Annotated in this window: 14 protein-coding genes; 6 read left to right on the plus strand and 8 right to left on the minus strand. The window is 67.7% G+C overall.

Features of this window, described 5'->3' with window-relative positions:
• Positions 1-8 precede the first annotated feature (8 nt).
• Positions 9-1,154, minus strand: coding sequence for an acyl-CoA dehydrogenase family protein (locus EV138_RS06490; protein ID WP_133977511.1), 1,146 nt, complete (start codon positions 1,152-1,154; stop codon positions 9-11).
• 98 nt (positions 1,155-1,252) lie between these two features.
• Here EV138_RS06490 and EV138_RS06495 point away from each other — a divergent pair, with 98 nt between their 5' ends.
• On the plus strand, positions 1,253-1,852 hold the full coding sequence (locus EV138_RS06495) for a TetR/AcrR family transcriptional regulator (protein WP_133977512.1): 600 nt from the start codon (positions 1,253-1,255) through the stop codon (positions 1,850-1,852).
• 97 nt (positions 1,853-1,949) lie between these two features.
• Here the strand turns inward: EV138_RS06495 and EV138_RS06500 are convergent, their stop codons facing one another.
• Complete coding sequence (locus EV138_RS06500; RefSeq protein ID WP_133977513.1) at positions 1,950-2,513, minus strand: YceI family protein; 564 nt, start codon at positions 2,511-2,513, stop codon at positions 1,950-1,952.
• 139 nt (positions 2,514-2,652) lie between these two features.
• On the opposite strand from EV138_RS06500, the gene EV138_RS06505 reads away from it, so the two are divergent.
• Positions 2,653-3,111, plus strand: a complete 459-nt coding sequence (locus EV138_RS06505; protein WP_133981746.1) for a MarR family winged helix-turn-helix transcriptional regulator — start codon at positions 2,653-2,655, stop codon at positions 3,109-3,111.
• A 2-nt stretch (positions 3,112-3,113) separates the two neighbouring features.
• A complete protein-coding gene (locus tag EV138_RS06510) occupies positions 3,114-3,767 on the plus strand; it encodes an SGNH/GDSL hydrolase family protein (protein ID WP_166678512.1) in 654 nt (217 codons plus the stop codon).
• Positions 3,768-3,819: 52 nt separating this feature from the next.
• Here EV138_RS06510 and EV138_RS06515 read toward each other — a convergent pair whose 3' ends face one another.
• Positions 3,820-5,208 carry an FAD-dependent oxidoreductase gene (locus EV138_RS06515; RefSeq protein ID WP_133977515.1) on the minus strand — a complete coding sequence of 463 codons (1,389 nt, stop codon included), beginning with the start codon at positions 5,206-5,208 and terminating at the stop codon, positions 3,820-3,822.
• A gap of 108 nt (positions 5,209-5,316) precedes the next feature.
• Here EV138_RS06515 and EV138_RS06520 point away from each other — a divergent pair, with 108 nt between their 5' ends.
• On the plus strand, positions 5,317-5,760 hold the full coding sequence (locus EV138_RS06520) for a MarR family winged helix-turn-helix transcriptional regulator (RefSeq protein ID WP_202866635.1): 444 nt from the start codon (positions 5,317-5,319) through the stop codon (positions 5,758-5,760).
• Between the two features lie 10 nt (positions 5,761-5,770).
• Here the strand turns inward: EV138_RS06520 and EV138_RS06525 are convergent, their stop codons facing one another.
• Positions 5,771-6,373: a TetR/AcrR family transcriptional regulator gene (locus tag EV138_RS06525; protein WP_133977516.1), complete on the minus strand. Its 603-nt coding sequence runs from the start codon at positions 6,371-6,373 to the stop codon at positions 5,771-5,773.
• An 85-nt stretch (positions 6,374-6,458) separates the two neighbouring features.
• Here EV138_RS06525 and EV138_RS06530 point away from each other — a divergent pair, with 85 nt between their 5' ends.
• Positions 6,459-7,871, plus strand: a complete 1,413-nt coding sequence (locus tag EV138_RS06530; protein WP_369410734.1) for an MFS transporter — start codon at positions 6,459-6,461, stop codon at positions 7,869-7,871.
• 631 nt (positions 7,872-8,502) lie between these two features.
• Here the strand turns inward: EV138_RS06530 and ettA are convergent.
• Together ettA and EV138_RS06540 are read right to left on the minus strand one after the other, a co-directional pair.
• Positions 8,503-10,185 (minus strand): energy-dependent translational throttle protein EttA, encoded by a 1,683-nt coding sequence (gene ettA / locus EV138_RS06535; RefSeq protein WP_133977517.1) that lies wholly within the window; start codon positions 10,183-10,185, stop codon positions 8,503-8,505.
• 281 nt (positions 10,186-10,466) lie between these two features.
• Positions 10,467-10,961 (minus strand): single-stranded DNA-binding protein, encoded by a 495-nt coding sequence (locus EV138_RS06540; protein ID WP_133977518.1) that lies wholly within the window; start codon positions 10,959-10,961, stop codon positions 10,467-10,469.
• Between the two features lie 178 nt (positions 10,962-11,139).
• On the opposite strand from EV138_RS06540, the gene EV138_RS06545 reads away from it, so the two are divergent.
• Positions 11,140-11,769 (plus strand): SRPBCC family protein, encoded by a 630-nt coding sequence (locus tag EV138_RS06545; RefSeq protein ID WP_238157985.1) that lies wholly within the window; start codon positions 11,140-11,142, stop codon positions 11,767-11,769.
• A gap of 59 nt (positions 11,770-11,828) precedes the next feature.
• Here EV138_RS06545 and EV138_RS06550 read toward each other — a convergent pair whose 3' ends face one another.
• Both EV138_RS06550 and EV138_RS06555 read right to left on the minus strand, forming a co-directional pair.
• A complete protein-coding gene (locus EV138_RS06550; RefSeq protein WP_166678513.1) occupies positions 11,829-13,499 on the minus strand; it encodes a GTPase in 1,671 nt (556 codons plus the stop codon).
• The gene (locus EV138_RS06555) at positions 13,496-17,215 is read right to left on the minus strand and encodes a dynamin family protein (RefSeq protein WP_133977519.1); all 3,720 of its coding nucleotides are present in this window, start codon (positions 17,213-17,215) and stop codon (positions 13,496-13,498) included. Before EV138_RS06555 ends, EV138_RS06550 begins: the two co-directional genes overlap by 4 nt.
• Positions 17,216-17,303: the final 88 nt, after the last annotated feature.

The following is a 17,303-nucleotide window of genomic DNA, read 5'->3' on the forward strand; positions in this document are numbered from 1 at the left end:
AGTTCTTGCTAGAGCCCGAGGTCTCTTCCGATCAGCTCTTTCATGATCTCGTTGCTACCGGCCCAGATCTTCGTCACCCGGGCATCGCGCCACGCACGGGCCACGCGGTACTCGTTCATGTAGCCGTAGCCGCCGTGCAACTGGACGCACGCGTCCAGGATCTCGTTCTGGATCTGCGCGCTCCACCACTTCGCCTTGGCCGCGTCGACCGCGGACAGCCGATCCTCGTCGTGCGCCACGATCGCGTTGTCGACGTACGCCTGGGTGACCTCGGCCTTGGTGACCAGTTCGGCGAGCACGAACTTGTTGTACTGGAACGAGCCGACCGGCTGGCCGAAGGCCTTGCGCTGCTTCACGTACTCGATCGTCTCGTCGAGGATCTGGGTGGCGTGCGCGATGTTCGACACCGCCGCGCCGACCCGCTCCTGGGCGAGGCGCTCCATCATGTGGATGAAGCCGCGGTCGACCTCGCCGATCACGTTCTCGTCGGGGACGAAGACGTCCTCGAAGAACAACTCCGACGTACCGGACTCGGTCTGGCCGACCTTGTCCAGCTTGCGGCCGCGGGCGAAGCCCTCCATCCCCTCCTCGATCGCGAACAAGGTGATGCCCTTGGCGCCCTTGCCCGGGTCGGTCCGGGCGGCGGTGATGGTCAGGTCGGCCATGTCGCCGTTGGTGATGAAGGTCTTCGACCCGTTCACCACCCAGCCGCCGTCGGCCTTCTTCGCGGTCGTCTTCAGCGCGGCCAGGTCGGACCCGCCGGACGGCTCGGTCATCCCGATCGCGGCGATCAGCTCACCGGAGCAGAACTTCGGCAGCCAGCGCTGCTTCTGCTCCTCGGTGCCCAGATCCACCAGGTACGGCGCGGCGCAGTCGAAGTGGATGCCGAAGCAGCTCGACAGCGAGGCGGAGACCTTGGAGACCTCCTCGGCGAACACCGCGTTGAACCGGTAGTCCCCGACCGACGAACCGCCGTACTCCTCCGGTACGTCGAGGCCGAGGAAGCCCTGCTTGCCGGCTTCCAGCCAGGCGGCGCGCTCGATCGTCTTCTCCTCGAGGAACTTCTCCATCCGCGGCACCAGCGACCGGTCGGCGTACTCCTTCGCACTGGCTCGGAAGGCGTGGTGATCCTCGCCGAAGATGATGCGGTCCATCGTTGGGGCCTCCCGATCTCAGTGCTGGCGCTGTGCTGGCTTTTTCCGTGGTCACTAAGCGCTTGCTTAGCTTTACCAATCTAGGGCAGGGTGTCAACGTGTCCGCAGTCACCAGTCCCCTCGTCTGGGAGCATGTCCAGCCCCCCGCCGCCCGGCGGCTCCTCACCGGCGCCATCGACGCCTTCGCCGAACGCGGCTTCCAGGCGACCACCACCCGCGACATCGCCTCCCGAGCCGGCATGAGCCCCGCCGCCCTCTACGTCCACTACCCCTCCAAAGAACGCCTCCTCTTCGAAATAAGCCTCTACGGCCACCAAGCAGCCCTCGAAATCCTGACGAAGGCCGACTCAGGCGCGGCGCCGGCTGATCGGCTGCGGGCGATGGTCTCGGCGTTTACTGCTTGGCATGCGGAGCATCACACGATTGCCCGGGTAGTGCAGTACGAGTTGGCGGCGCTGAGTCCTGAGCATTTCGCGGAGGTGGCGACGATTCGGCGGGCGATCTCGGCGATGATCGAGCAGGTGCTGGCCGACGGTGTGGCCGATGGGTCGTTCGCGGTGGACGACCTGCACGGTACGACGCTTGCGGTGCTCTCGCTGTCGATCGACGTGGCCCGCTGGTACTCACCGTCCCGCCAGGATCCGGCCGAGCTCGGCGCACTGTACGCCGACCTGGCGCTTCGGATGGTGCAGGCCTAGAAAAAGCCGAAGGCCCCGCGCTTCCCAGATTCGGGAGGCTCGGGGCCTTTCAGTTCACCGCGAGACTCGGCTCAGCGGCGTACCGGCGTACGGAAGATCAGGCCTGCAGGGCAGCCTGGACGTCGAGGTGGATGTCGACCTTGTCACCGATCAGCAGCTTGCCACCCTCGAGCGGCACGTTGAAGTCGATGCCCCAGTCCTTGCGGCTGATCGAGCTGGAGGCCTCGAAGCCGATGATGGTCTGGCCGTAGGCGTTCTGCTCGACGCCGAGGAACTCGACGGCGAACTCGATCGGCTTGGTGACGTCCTTGATGGTCAGGTCGCCGGCGAGGATGTAGTCGTCACCCTCGGGCTTGAAGGCGGTGCTGACGAACGTCATCTTCGGGCTGTTCTCGGCGTCGAAGAAGTCACCGGACTTCAGGTGCCCGTCGCGCTGCGCGTTGCGGGTGTGCACGGAGCCCAGCTCGACGCTCACGTTGGCGGTCGACTCCTCCAGCGAGTCCTTGACGACGATCTCGCCGCTGAACTCCTGGAAGGTGCCACGGACCTTGGTCATCAGGTGACGAACGGTGAAGCCGATCTCGCTGTGTGCAACGTCCAGCGCGTACGTGCCGGTCACCAGGCCGGGGATGGTGTTGGTGGCGGTCGCGGTCTCGCTCATTACTGGTTCCTCTCAAGGGGGCAATGTCTGGTCGGGGGCGACGCAGCATCGGAGATGTTAAAATTTCAACGATTGCTACGACAGTAGACAGTAACGGTTTAAAAGTCAACTACATTCCCGGTACACTGGTGCCGTGACGATGACGACTGGGACCCGGTGGCTGAACTCCGAACAGCAGGTGGCGTGGCGCGCGTACCTGCTGGGCACTGCGCGCCTGATGGCCAAGCTCGATGACGACCTGCGCCAGTTCGGCCTGGGCATCAACGACTACGAGATCCTGGTCCGACTGTCCGAGGCACCCGACCGGCGGCTGCGGATGGCCGAGCTCGCCGACCGGCTGCACCAGAGCCGCTCCCGCCTGACCCACACCGTCGGCCGGCTCGAAGCCGCCGAACTGGTCCGCCGGACGTCCTGCAAAAGCGACAAGCGAGGCGTCTGGGCCGAGCTCACCGACGCCGGCATGTCGCTGCTGGAGCAGGCCGCGCCGTACCACGTGGAGGGCGTCCGCGAGAATCTCGTCGACCTGGCCTCGCCGGACGACTTCGCCGCGGTCGGCCGGGTCTTCGACGCCGTCTCGGAACACATCGGCCAGCGTTGAGCTTGTCCGAAGCCCTGGTGGCGGCGGGATCCCTCGTCGTCTTCCAGGGTGACTCGATCACGCACGGCGGACGCGGACCTTCGGAGGACCCCAACCACATCCTCGGGCATTCGTACCCGTTCCTGATCGCCGCCGAAGCGGCCGCGCGCTACCCCGAGCGCGGCTGGCAGTTCGTGAACCGTGGCGTCAGCGGTGACACAATCGCGGATCTCTCCGCTCGCTGGCAGCCGGATGCGCTCCACCACCGGCCCGATGTCCTGAGCATCTTGGTCGGCGTGAATGACGTCGGCGAAGTGATGGACGGGAAATCGGACGACAGTTCCGGGGTCGCCTTCCGGTCGGCGTACGGGGCTTTGCTGGAGCGGACTCGCGAAGCACTGCCGTCTGTACGCCTGGTGCTCGGCGAGCCGTTCTACCTGCCGACCAGCCCGCGGCCCGAAGTACGAGAGACCTGGGCCGCACTCGTCACGACGTACGCCGGTATCGTGCGCGAGCTGGCCGCCAGCTACTCCGCAACCTTCGTGCCCTTCCAGCAGGCCCTGGATGCCGCCGCCAAGCGCGCTCCTGCTGAGCACTGGATCTGGGACGGTATCCACCCGACGTACGCCGGCCAGCGCATCCTCGCCGACGCCTGGATCGCCGCGGTCTCCAGCTAACTCCGGCTGGCTCGGGTCAGCGCGGATTGGCGCGGGCTGCCGCGGTCTCCGGCTAGCTCGGGTTGGCCCGGGCTGCCTCGGAGTGGCTCGGGCCGGTGATCTCGAAGGCGGCCTCGTCGCGGTCGGCGCCGCGGAAGGCCAGCATCTTGTCGCGCATCCGGCGCTTCACCGGGGACACGTGATTGACCAGGCGCATCGAGGTCCGCATCCCCGCCAGCACGACCCGGCCGATCAGGGGCTTGTGGATCGGGTCGTTCGCGCTCATCTGCTCGCGCGACTTGAGCACCGCGTCGAACCCGTACTCGATCATCTTCGCCTCGTACTCACCGACAGCCGCGACCAGCCCGGTACGCCCGTCCCGCACGTCGATCAGCTTGCGGCACAGCAGCAGAGCATCCCGCAGCGCCGTGTTCGCACCGACGCCGCGACCCGGCGTCATGGTGTGAATGGCGTCGCCCAGCAGCGTCACATTGCTGCTCGGCCACGGGTCCAGCGGCACCGAGGTCCAGATGTTCACCGGGAAGCAGGTGCCCACATCGGTCAGCTCCATCAGGCGGCGCAGGTTCGGGTGCCAGCCGGGGGTGAGCTGGAGCGCCAGGTCGACCAACTCCTGACCGCGAAGGTCCATCACGTTGGCCGGGAACTTGTCCGCAGCCGCCGACAGTCCCCAGTTGATGTAGTCGCGGGTGTTGTCGAACTGCAGCCCCGGCCATTGCCGGATCAGCTCCTCGGTGTTGCCGCCGATCCCCTGCTTGACCTTGCCGTCGTGGTCCCACTGGAACTCCATCACGTGAATGATGCAGGACAGCCCGAGCGGGGCGAACACCATCGAGATGCCCTCGAACACCTTCGGCGGAACGAGCTTGCCGCTCTCCTCGGTGAGCGGGAGCTTGCCGGCGATCGCGATGATCCCGGTCTCCTCGGTCTTCGCCTGCGGCAGGTACTGCCGGCGTACGCGCGAGCCCGATCCGTCCGCCGCCACCAGCAGGTCCCCGGTCGCCTCGGACCCGTCCGCGAAGTACGCCGTGACGCTGTCGCCGTGCTGCTCGAAGCGGACGAACTCCTTGCCGAACTCGACGACGTCCTCCAGGCCGGTCAGCAGCACCTGGCGCAGCGTCATCCGGCTGATCGACTTCTCGCTCTCCACCGGGTCGGTCGAGGCCGGGATCTCCAGCGAGAGCACCTCCTTGAGGTCCTCGGTCAGCATGTTGAAGTACTTCGGGTCGCGGGCCTTGGTGGCCACGAACGTGTCGTACAGGTCGCTGGGCAGCAACGCCTTCAGCGCCCGGCTGCCGTCGGGGTCGATGCCCACCCGGTAGCCGTGCAGCCCGTCGGTTCGCAGTACGTCGCGCTCGAACACGGTCACGCCGATGCCGGCCCGCTTGAGGCCGTGCGCCAGCGCGAGTCCGCCGGTCCCGCCGCCGATCACCAGCACCTTCATCCCGCTCAACTCCTCTAAGATCAGTTCTCTCGGTTCTTCAAGTATCTCGGTAATCCGAGTATCTTGGAGATCCGAGAGAAATGCAAGCCTGGATTCGAGGAGGTCGTGATGAGCACCCGAGAAGAACTCACCGCTGAGCTGCAGGAGCGGATGGTTCGCTTCATCGCGGAGGTGATCCTGTTCAACCACGCTGTCTCGGCCAAGCTCGGCCTGGGCGCGAGCGACTCCCAGTTCATGACGCTGCTGCAGTCACACGGTCCACTCACGCCGCGGCAGCTCTCCGAGTACACGAACCTCACCTCGGGCACCGTCACCGGTGTGATCGACCGCCTGGAGTCCTTCGGCCTCATCACCCGGGAACCCGACCCCCACGACCGCCGCAAAGTCCTCGTCACGCCGTCCTTCGAGGCCATCCAGGACAAGCTCGCTCCCCTCTACGAGGAGCAGGGCCGCCGTCTGCAAGCCGTTCTGGCGGCCCGCTCGGACCACGACCTCCGGGTCATCGCAGACTTCCTCGCCGACGCCATCGCCAACGCCGAGCCCGCCTCCTGAACCCGCGCGGCTACTTCCGGGGAAGCTGAGCCGGAGGCGCGAAGGCGGCCAGGAGTGTGGCGCTGATGTACCCGGCGGCCTTGTCCTGCGTCAAGCGGCCCGCGTTGATCTCGTCGGCCGCGCCGTGCATCACGCTGTGCATGACGCCTACCAGCCAGGTGGTCGGAAGGTCGACGCGGAACACTCCTTCGTCGCGGCCGCGCTCCACGAGGCGCTCGATCCGCTCGACCGGTCCGGCGTGCAGCTCACGGATCCTGCCGGGCGGAAGGACGTCCTGAGCTGCGATCAGCAGCAACCGCGACTGGCTCACCAACTGCCAACTGGAGACGATCAGGCGAGCGAGTGCTTCTCGCGGGTCGCCTTCCAGGTCCACTGCATCCAGGCCCGCGTGCCCCTCCTCGACGGCACGCCTCAGCGCCGCGTCGACAAGGTCCGCACGGTTGGGGAAATGGCCGTAGACAGTCACCCGCCCGACGCCGGCCGCTTTGGCGATCTCGCTGACGCTGGCGTCCGGATTCCGGCTCAAACAGCGGACCGCGGCATCGAGGATCGCCTCGATACTGCGCTGCGCGTCGGCTCGTTTCGCCGGCGTCTTCTCGCGCGTCGCGGCCACCCGACCTCCTCTTGTCGAACACCAGTGTACGAGTTACTGTAGCGCAGATAACTCATACACTGCTGTACGAATTGGAGGTGTCGCCGTGTCCGAACGAACCGTCGCCGAGACCGGCCCCGTGGCTGCCGATCCCCGGCGTTGGCGCATGCTCGCCATGCTGGGGGTCGCGCAGTTCATGCTGATCCTGGACGTCACCGTCGTCGCGATCGCGCTGCCGCACATCGGTGCCGACCTCGGCCTGGCGCGCGACACGTTGACGTGGGTCGTGAGCGCTTACACCTTGATGTTCGGTGGGCTGATGCTGCTCGGCGGCCGGACGGCCGACTTGTTCGGCGCTCGCCGGGTCGTGCTCACCGGCCTGCTCCTCTTCACGGCCGCCTCCTTGGTCACCGGCATCGCCGGCAATGCCCCGACCATGATCGGCGGGCGGGTCGCCCAGGGCATCGGTGCCGCGATGCTGTCTCCGGCCGCGCTGTCGATGGTGACCAAGACCTTCCACGGCCCCGAGCGCAACAAGGCTCTCGGCATCTGGTCGGCTCTCGGCGGTGGCGGCTCGGCGATCGGCGTACTCCTCGGCGGGCTGTTGACCGCGGGACCTGGCTGGCAGTGGGTCTTCTACATCAACGTGCCGATCGGCATCGCGGTCTTCATTGCGCTGAGCCGAACTCTGCCGGCCGATCTGCCCACCGGACCGCGAGCACGCCTGGACGTGCCGGGAGCGTTGCTGGTCACCGCGGGCACCGGTACGGCCATCTATGCGCTGATCAACGCCGGTGACCGAGGCTGGCTCAGCGGCAGAACGCTCGGGACGCTAGGCCTGGCAATCCTGCTGTACGCCGTATTCGCCGTGGTGCAGCGCGCTGTGAAGTCGCCGCTGATGGATCTGCGGATCCTGACCCGCCGGCCGGTCGCCTCGGGGACGTTCCTGATCCTGGTGGCGACGGCGTTGATGATCGCCATGTTCTTCCTCGGCTCGTTCTACCTCCAGCACCACGAGGGCTACGGCGCCCTGCGCACCGGACTGCTGTTCTTGCCGGTCGCAGTGGCGACAATCATCGGGGCCCAGCTGGGAGGACACCTCATCGCAGTCGCAGGCGCTCGCGCGGTCGCCGTGAGCGGGCTGCTGATCACCGCCGCCGGCACTGCGATCGCGGCGCTCTGGATCGGCCCGGTCATGGTGGTGGTCGGTATCGGTGTCGGCACGGCTGGAGTTGGTGCGGCGTTCGTCGCCTCGTCGACCACCGCCCTGGCCCAGGTCGGGCACCACGAGGCCGGCACAGCGTCGGGCCTGCTCAGCACGTTCCACGAGTTCGGCGCCGCACTCGGCGTCGCCACAGTCTCCAGCATCGCCGCCCCAAGCATCGCCGGAACCAGCACCAACGGCTTCACCCACGCCTTCACCGCCGCCACCATCACAGCCGCTGCGGCCGCCCTACTAGCAATCCTGATCGTCCCCACCATCAAGCCCCCACCCGGCTCCCCCACCCACACCCACTAACCCCACCGACGGGCGGCCGAACCCACTCCTTAACCCACACCGCCACCCCATCACCGACACCACCACCGCCGAGGCGCCCCAGCCGTCGTCGGTGGTGGTCGAACCGCAGCAGCTTCGCCCGACACCGCCACCATTTCGGCCGACGCAGCCCGACTCCCCAACCCACGCTTACTGGCGCCGGTAGCGAGGCTTCGCCCACACCGCCCCTCCCCGCGACACCATCGCCCGTTTGCACACACCGCCGCCCGACTCCCCCACCCGGGCCCACTGACACCACCTATTGGGCTTCGCCCACACCGCCACCCCTTCGCCCGCGCCGGCACCCCTTCGCCCAACACCGTCGCCCAGCTTCCCCGCCCACGCTGACCGACCCCAGCCGGCGGCTTCGCCGACACCGCCACCCCTTCGCCGGCACCCTCTGCCCCACACCGCGGCCCCAAATGCCCACACCTCACCGCCATCGCCCGAGCCCGCCCCACGGATGCCGCTCGGATGGGGTTGCTCACCCTCGATATGCGAAACCCCCGCACAGGTTGCTGTTCGGGGGTTTCGTGGGTGTCTTCGTACGACGAACCGCGGGTGGTGCCGTGGGTGCGAACGATGTAGGGCAGCTCGGTGGGAGCCGAGTGAATCAGTCGCGGGTGAGTTTGCGGTAGGTGACTCGGTGCGGGCGGGCGGCTTCCGCACCCAGGCGCTCGACCTTGTTCGCCTCGTAGGCGGCGAAGTTGCCTTCGAACCAGAACCACTTGGACGGGTCCTCGTCGGTGCCTTCCCAGGCGAGGATGTGGGTCGCGACGCGGTCCAGGAACCACCGGTCGTGGGAGATCACCACGGCACAGCCCGGGAACTCGAGCAGCGCGTCCTCGAGCGACTGCAGCGTTTCGACGTCCAGGTCGTTGGTCGGCTCGTCGAGCAGCAGCAGGTTGCCGCCCATCTTCAGCGTGAGCGCCAGGTTCAGCCGGTTCCGCTCACCACCGGACAGGACGCCGGTCGGCTTCTGCTGGTCCGGGCCCTTGAACCCGAACGACGCCACATACGCCCGGCTTGGCATCTCGAAGTTGGCGACCTTGATGTAGTCGAGCTCGTCCGATACCTGCTGCCAGACCGTCTTCTTGGGATCCAGGCCGCCGCGCGACTGGTCGACGTACGAGATCCGGACCGTCTCGCCCAGCTTCAGCGAACCGGCGTCCGGGGTCTCCTCACCGACGATCATCCGGAACAGCGTCGACTTGCCGACACCGTTCGGACCGACGATGCCGACGATGCCTGCGCGGGGCAGCGAGAAGCTCAGGCTGTCGATCAGCTTGCGGTCGCCGAAGCCCTTCTCCAGCTTGCTGACCTCGAGCACCGTGCTGCCCAGCCGGGGACCGGCCGGGATGTTGATCTCGTCGATGTCCAGCTTCTTGGACCGCTCGGCCTCGGCGGCGAGCTCCTCGTACCGGGCCAGCCGGGACTTGCTCTTGGTCTGCCGCGCCTTCGCGTTCGACCGGACCCACTCGAGCTCGCGCTCCAGGATCTTCTGCCGCTTCGCGTCCTTCTGGCCTTCGACCACGAGTCGCTGCTGCTTGGTCTCCAGGTACTTCGAGTAGTTGCCCTCGTACCCGTAGGTCTTGCCGCGGTCCATTTCCAGGATCCACTCGGCGACGTTGTCCAGGAAGTACCGGTCGTGGGTGATCGCCAGGACGGCACCCGGGTACTTCTGCAGGTGCTGCTCGAGCCACAGCACCGACTCGGCGTCGAGGTGGTTGGTGGGCTCGTCGAGCAGCAGCAGATCGGGCTGCTGCAGCAGCAGCTTGCACAGTGCCACCCGGCGGCGCTCGCCACCGGACAGGTTGTCCACGATCGCGTCGGCCGGCGGGCAGCGCAGCGCGTCCATCGCCTGCTCCAGTTGCGCGTCCACGTCCCACGCGTTGCGATGATCGAGCTCGGTCTGCAGGTCACCCATCTCGGCGAGCAGCGAGTCGTAGTCCGCGTCCGGGTCGGCGAGCTCGGCGGAGATCTCGTTGAAGCGGTCCAGCTTCGCCTTGGTGTCGCCGACGCCTTCCTCGACGTTCTCCAGCACCGTCTTGCCCTCGGTCAGCGGCGGCTCCTGCAGCAGGATCCCCACCGTCGCACCTTCGGCCAGCCGCCCCTCACCGTTGGAGGGCTGGTCCAGCCCGGCCATGATCTTGAACAGCGAGGACTTGCCGGTACCGTTCGGCCCGACCACGCCGATCTTCGCCCCGGTCAGGAAGTTCAGCGTGACGTTGTCGAGAACGACCTTGTCGCCGTGCGCTTTCCGGACGTTGCGAAGGGTGTAGATGAATTCCGCCATACCCCAGAGCCTATGTGCACACCCCCGCCCAAACCCAACCGGCGTCACCCGCGGGATCAGGCGAGGTACGTGCGCCGTCGCCGGACGCGACCCCGCACGCAATGCCAACCTGCTTCCGCTTGAGGTGCACCCGCGGCCGGCGACCGCATACGGCGCACAAGTCTCCTGAACCTGGAGCGGCGCGACAGCCAGGTGAGGAATCGAGTGTTGGTTGCTCGCACGCCGTCGCCGGCCGCCCAGCGCCGGACGCGGGCGGACGACGGCATCGTCGGGTGGGCGACTCATGCGGCTTGGGAGTCGGGTTCGTAGGGGTCGTTGGCGTTGCCCGGGTAGAAGTCGGGGGCGCCTTCTTCGCCGGACTCGGTGGGGTCCTGGTCGAGGGAGCTGATATCGGCCGAATACGGCCGTCGTGGTGATTTGGTGAAGGCGGTGGTGCCGCGGGCCAGATCATGGCCGACCGAGAACGCGTCGATCACCGTCTTGGTCTTGGTGACTCCTTCGGCGTCGACCCATTCGGTGGTCTTCAAACGGCCGGTGACCAGGACCGGGTGGCCGCGCTGGACGGACTTGCGCACGTTCTCGGCCAGCGCCTTCCAGCACTCGACCTGGAACCAGGTGGTCGGCCGGTCGACCCAGCCGCCGACCGTCTTGTCGAAGTGCCGTGGCGTCGTACCGATCCTGAAGTTGGCCACCCCGAAGCCGCCCGACACCTCCCGGTAGCTGATCTCGCCGCCGACCCAGCCCATCACCGTCACCGTGGTCTCGTTGACGCTCATGCCGGTCACCTTCCTTTCAAGTCGCAGATTCGCTGTCACCAGAGAAGATGCACCCGACCACGCCCGCTCCGACGACCCAATCACCGACCTGGGGACACCTATTTCAGGCTTGACTTATATAAGTCAAGCCTGGCAACCTGACCGGCACAGACGCAAACCGCAGCAGAAAGGCCGACAGGTGATCGACATCCTCGAGCACATCAACGCGATCCAGCGCCAGGTGAGCAAGACCGGCGAGGAGGTGCGGGTGACGCTCCGGCGTACCTATCAAGCAGAAGTCGAGGACGTCTGGGACGCGCTGACCGACCCCGACCGGATCCGCCGCTGGTTCATGCCGATCACCGGCGAGCTGAAGGTCGGCGGCAGCTTCCAGCTGGAAGGCAACGCAGGCGGCGAAATCCTCGAGTGCGAGCCGCCGGACCGCTTCAAGGTCAGCTTCGGCGGTCCGGCCAGCCTGGTCGAGATCCGCTTGTCCCCAGGCGCGGGCGACGACACCACGGAGCTCCAGATGGACCACTCGGTGCCGGCCGACTTCGGCGGTCCCAGCGGCGCGCTGTACGTCGGCCCCGGGTGGGACGGCGCGCTGCTCGGCGTGGCCCTGTACGTCGAAGGCAAGCTCAAGGAGACCGACGACCCTCAGCAGATGGCCAACTCTCCCGAGGTCATCGAGTTCAACAAGGCGTCGATCCGTGAATGGGTGAAGGTGCTCCGAGACTCCGGCCTGGTCACTCCGGAAGAACTACGAGCCGCGGCCGAAGCCTCAGCCAACCAATTCGCGCCCGGCACTCCGGTCGACGACTACCTCTAACCGGTACTACGAACCGTCGCGCCGCTGGCCGCTTCGACCTCGGTCGCCCGAGCGACTGGTCAGCGGCGCGCGATGGCCAGTTTGTCGCGGCAGAGCGTGTAGGCCTCGAGCTCTTCGCGCGCCGGTGCAACTACGTGGCTGTCGGCAACCTTCTCCAGCTCGGCACGAAGAGCCTTCGCGACCAGCCGAGCTCTGCGATTCGCTCCGCTGCTGGCGAAGAGCCTGCACGCGACGGCCACCAGGAGGCCGAGCACCACACCACCGACGAGCATGATCGTCGCGTACGGAACGCCTTCCCACTTCGGCAGCACCAGGTCGCCCACCTGCAGGAACCCGACCAGCGCGAGCCACACAGCACCGCCGAGCGCGACCAGGAACAGCACCCACTGCAGGAACCGCGCAGCACCCCACCAACCCGGGCTGGTGTTGGCCCCGAGGTCGGTGCGAGCTACTGCCTGGTCCAATTCGTCCCCGAGCGATTCCTCGCGCCGGCGAATCGCAGTACGGACCGAGTCTGCCCATGGGCGTGACAGGCCGGACGCTGCCTTGTTGGTGATGTTGCGAACCGCTGTGTCCATCCGCGCACGCTGCACCGGTGTTGCCGCAGGCAACGAAGACCGGGCGATCGACACCTCGTTGGATGCCGTCTTGCGCGCTGCCTTGCCCTGCTGCTTGCTGCCCTGGTCCAGGTGGAGCCGACGCAGCGGGTCCGGCTTGAACCGCCCGAGCCACTTGGTGACCGGCCAACCGGTCGCTGCACGAGCCCGCTGCAGGTACGACCGGCGTACGGCCTCGACGACCACGGGGACACCGGATGCGTCGGACAGCGCCTCGACCAGCTCGGCGATGTCGGATTTGGCGATCTCCGGCGTCTTGGCGTTGCCGCACTGACTCGCCATCCGGTCGGCCACCCGGTCGACGTCGGCGGCGAGCCGCTCGCGGGCAGCACGCTTGGCGTTGACCCGCTTCACCAGCAGGGCGCGGAGGTCGTCCAGACCAGTACCGCTCACCGCGGAAGTGGCGACGATCGACGGCGACTTCAGCCCGTCCGACTTGAGCAACCGGGTCAGGTCGCTGACACAGCTCGTGCGCTGCTCGTCGGTCAGCTTGTCGGCGTGGTTCAGCGCGAACACCATCACGGACGAGTGCGACGCGAACGGCTTGATGTAGCGGTTGTGCAGGGCGGCATCCGCGTACTTCTGCGGATCGACCACCCAGACCAGTACGTCGACCAGCTCGACCAGGCGGTCCACGATCAGCCGGTGCTCCACCTCGGTGGAGTCGTGGTCCGGCAGGTCCAGCAGCACCAGGCCGTCGAGATCCTCCGACTGCGCGTCCTCCAGCGAGCTGCGGTGCGCGACCTGGTGACGCCGCGGGATCCCCAGCCAGTTCAGCAACTCACCGGCGGGCTCCTCACCCCACACGCAGGCCAGCGGCATGGAACTGGTCGGCCGGCGCGTACCGATGGCTGCCAGGTCGAGCCCGGTGAGCGCGTTGAACAGCGACGACTTGCCGGAACCCGTCGCACCGGCCAGCGCGACCACAGTGAGATCGCCGGACATCCGCAGCCGTTGGCCGGCCCGGTCCACGATCTGCGAGGCCTCGCTCAGTACTACGGGATCCAGCCGGCCCTGGCCGGCCTCCGCTGCGTCCTCGAGTGCCTCGATCTTCGTCAGGACATCGGTAGAGCCCCGCACGAGGCCCTTGACCGTATCCACAATTCCCGTCACGTGCAGTCCTCCACCGCGCGCGCGGCCTCCGTCAGTCGCCTGGGTGCGTCGGGATCGACCGGATGCTGGTCGAGCACAGCCAGGTAGCGGGCGAATTCGGCATCCATCAACGCATGCACCCTACCGTCCAGATCGGCGCGCGCCTTCGCGGCCAGGGTCCGGACCGCCTGGTCACCGAAGACGGCTTCCAGCAGCTTCTGCCCGACCACCGCGGTCCCGGCGCCGACACCGACCTCGGCGCCGCTCAGTCCCGCGGTGTGGGCGAAGATCACGATCATCAGCGCGAGGCCGAGCCCGTTGACGCCGTACGCAAGGATCCGGGCCGTGGACCGCTTGTCCGCACCCTCCTTGCGGACCAGGTCGAGCACGTAGCCCTGCCACTCCCGTACTGCGCGGCTCGCCGCGGCCGGGAACTCCTTGGACATGCGGCCCATGTCCTTGTCCCCCGCAGCGAGCAACTGACGCCCGGCAGCCAACGACTGCCACGACTCCTCGGCCCGCTCGGCTGCCGCCTCGGCATGCTCGCGCAGCAACGACTCCAGCCCGGACTCGACCGCGTCGTTGAGGTCACGCGTGGGCGGCGGCTTGCCGACCACCGCAGTACGGACCTTGTCGCGCAGGCGGCCGACGTTGGTCTGCAGACCCTTCAGCAACTCACCGGTGCCGACGAACTCCTGCCAGCGGGCAAGCACCTCGCCGCGCAGCATCGTGCCGTCCTGGGTCGCCTTCGCGATGTCCTTGACCGCACGCTCGTACGCCGTTTCCGCCGTCGCCCGCAGCTCGACAACCGTGTCCGCCTGAGCGCGCACTGCCGTCGCGAACGCCGGGGTCTTCTTCGTCATCGCGGTGACAGCGCCGTGCAGAGTACGCCGTACTACGGCCGACCGGCCCTCGGCGTCGGCAGCCAGGTCGATCAGCCAGTCCTTGATCGAGGCAACGGTCTCGGCCGGCAGCATGCCGTTGCTGTCGACAACGGTCTCCTTGATACTGAACAGCGGCGAGTCACCCAGGCCGCGCTCGAGCAGCATCTGCGCCAGGTGCCCGGTGATGTCGTCGATCGTGTCGGCCGGAGCGCGGTCGAGCACCACCGCGACCGCAGTACTGCGGTCCGACGCGCTCTGCAGGAACTCCCACGGGACAGCATCGGCGTACCGGGCCGCGGTCGTGACGAACAACCACAGGTCCGCGGCAGCGAGCAGCTGGGTGGCGAGTTCGCGGTTCGCCTCGACGACCGAGTCGATGTCCGGTGCGTCCAGAATCGCCAGGCCCTGCGGAACGGTGTCGGCGGCAACCAAACGGATCTGGCCGGGATCCTCCATCCCACCGGGCTTCTCGCCGGTGGAACGGGCCATGCCGGGCAGCACCCGGTCGCCGGTGAACCACTCGGCGTCGACCGGATTGTGAATCAGCACAGGTGAACGCGTGGTCGGCCGCAGTACGCCGGGCTCACTCACGACCTGCCCGATCAGCGAGTTCACCAGCGTCGACTTGCCCGCGCCGGTCGAACCACCGACGACAGCAAGCACCGGAGCTTCCAGCTGAACGAGCCGCGGCAGGATGTAGTCGTCCAGCTGATCCAGCATCGCCTTCTGCTGCTGGCGAGCCTCGTCAGCCCCGACCACATCAATCGGCAACTTGCTACTCGCCAGAGCCCCACGCAGACGCATCAGGGCAGTGATCAGCGCCATAGCAGCCTGCTCAGCAGCAGACTTCTCCGCCGCCGCAACTTCATCCAGTACTACGCCCTCAGCACGGTCGCCCGCATCCTCCGAGTCGCCACTCTCCGCACTCGAATCCTCCGAGACAGCGTCGCCAGCGCTCAGGTCCCCCGAGTCGCCGCTCTCCGCGCTCGAACCCTCCGGGTCAACGTTGCCGGTGCTCAGGTCCTCCGAGTCGGCGCTGTCCGCGCTCGAATCCTCCGGGTCAGCGTTCCCGGTGCTCAGGCCCTCCGAGTCGGCGTTCACGGGGTTCAGCTTCTCCGGGTCGGCGACCTCGGCACGCGGCTTCTCTGGGTCGGTGCTCTCGGCGCTGCGCTGGCCGTCTACGGCCGCCTCAGCTTCACCCTCAGGCCCCGCATCGGCACCATCCGCTTCCGCCTTCTCCGGCTCAGCCGCGGATTCAGCCTTCTCGGCATCACCCGCTACTGCGCCGCTCTCGGCGTCAGCATGATCCGCCTCGCCCTCAGCCTTGGCAGGCCCGACCTCCGCACCCTCAGCCACCGGTTCGCCGTCCCCGGAGACCTGCTCCGAGTGTTCAGCGTCGGCGTTCTCCGCGTCGCTGCCATCGGACCCTGCCTGGGCCTCGGTGCCTTCATCCACCACCCCGGCACCTTCACCGGCCGGCACGACCTGCTCGCCACCCTCGTCCACGATCCCGGCCCGCTCACCCACCGACTCGGTCTCACCGGTGGGCTCAGCCTGCTCACCCGGAGCCTCGGCCTCGGCCGCGGACTCGGCCTGCTCGTCCGGAGCGTCGGTCTCACCCGTGCGCTCGACCTGCTCAGCGGCCGGCTCGGCCCCGCCTGCGGGCTCGATCTGCTCACTGGCCGGCTCGGTCTCACCCGTCAGCTCGAACTGCTCATCCGCCGACTCGGCCTCGACCGTGCGCTCCGCCTCCTCAGCCTGCTCAGCCGGCGGCTCGGCCTCGACCGTGCGCTCCGTCTGACCAGCCGCGGGCGCGGCATCGCCTGCGGACTCGGTCTCGCCTGTGGGCTCGTTCGGCTCGCCCGTGGGCTCGGTCAGGTCAGCGGTCGGCTCGTCCTCATCGGGGTGATCGTCGGCATCCTCCGGCGAGGTGGCGGTCTTCTCGGGGCTCGTCTCGGCGGATGATCCCGGGCTCGGCTTGCTCTTCTTCAGTTCGACCGGCTTCGGGAGTCCGATGATGATGTCGCCATACTCCAGCGGGAACCCGTCCGGCGACTCTTCCGGCTCGTACACCACACCAACCGTCGGCCGGTCGTGCTCCAACTCGTCCGCCTCTTCGTCCGCAGACTCGTTGCCTTCCGCCACTACCTCGGCAGACGTCCCGCCCTCAGCGCTCGGCTCAGCGTCACCTGCCTTCTCAGCCTCAACCGCGACATCCGAATCGTCCGCCTTCACCGGCTCCGCGGCACCTTCAGCATCAGCCTTCCCGGCCTCCGCAGCAGCGTTCTCCGCATCAGACGACTCGCCTTTCGCACCGACCTCGGCACCGTCCGTTGAATCCGCATCCGAGCCGACCTCGCCCGTCACAGACCCAGCCTCGTCCGTAGCCGAATCCGCCTTGTCGCTCGCCGCGCCGGAGGTGTCCGTCACCGAGTCCGTGTCGGAGGTTGCCGACTTGACCCCGGAAGTTGCCGCCTGGGCGTGGTCCGTAGCCGCCCCGGACGAGTCCGCAGTGGACTCTGGCCGGCCGGTCGTCGACGAAGACTGGTCAGTGGCCGACCCTGGCTTGTCGCCGGCCGACTCGGAACGGTCGGTGGCCGACTCGGTGGCCGGGGTGGAGTTGGGCGAAGGTGGGGTCGCGGCCTCCGGCGTACCGGCGGGTGACGGGGTCTCTGCTGACTCGGGTGCGCCGGCGGGCGTCGTACCGGGTTTGGGTTTGCGGAGGCGGCGCCAGAAGCCCTTGCCCTTGGCATCCGATTCGGCGATCAGGTTCGCCAGTTCGTGGGCAGGCTCTGCCTGGGCCGGAACCCGCGGTTCCGAACCCTCGCCTGCTGCTGACCTGGTGTCAGCCACGGCTTCCGCCCACGAGCACAGAGTGCCCGGTCGGACAGCGCAGAAGCAAAGTCATCTTGACCCCGTTTGGCGGCTTGGACGGGTGGCG

The sequence above is a fragment of the Kribbella voronezhensis genome (assembly GCF_004365175.1).
In the GTDB taxonomy this organism is placed as follows: Bacteria; Actinomycetota; Actinomycetes; order Propionibacteriales; family Kribbellaceae; genus Kribbella; species Kribbella voronezhensis.

What these genes read in the sequence shown, in the direction of transcription:
- EV138_RS06490 (WP_133977511.1), bottom strand. Translation starts at nt 1,154, where the DNA reads ATGGACCGCATCATCTTCGGCGAGGATCACCACGCCTTCCGAGCCAGT.
- EV138_RS06500 (WP_133977513.1), bottom strand. Translation starts at nt 2,513, where the DNA reads ATGAGCGAGACCGCGACCGCCACCAACACCATCCCCGGCCTGGTGACC.
- EV138_RS06505 (WP_133981746.1), top strand. Translation starts at nt 2,653, where the DNA reads ATGACGACTGGGACCCGGTGGCTGAACTCCGAACAGCAGGTGGCGTGG.
- EV138_RS06515 (WP_133977515.1), bottom strand. Translation starts at nt 5,208, where the DNA reads ATGAAGGTGCTGGTGATCGGCGGCGGGACCGGCGGACTCGCGCTGGCG.
- EV138_RS06520 (WP_202866635.1), top strand. Translation starts at nt 5,317, where the DNA reads ATGAGCACCCGAGAAGAACTCACCGCTGAGCTGCAGGAGCGGATGGTT.
- ettA (WP_133977517.1), bottom strand. Translation starts at nt 10,185, where the DNA reads ATGGCGGAATTCATCTACACCCTTCGCAACGTCCGGAAAGCGCACGGC.
- EV138_RS06540 (WP_133977518.1), bottom strand. Translation starts at nt 10,961, where the DNA reads ATGAGCGTCAACGAGACCACGGTGACGGTGATGGGCTGGGTCGGCGGC.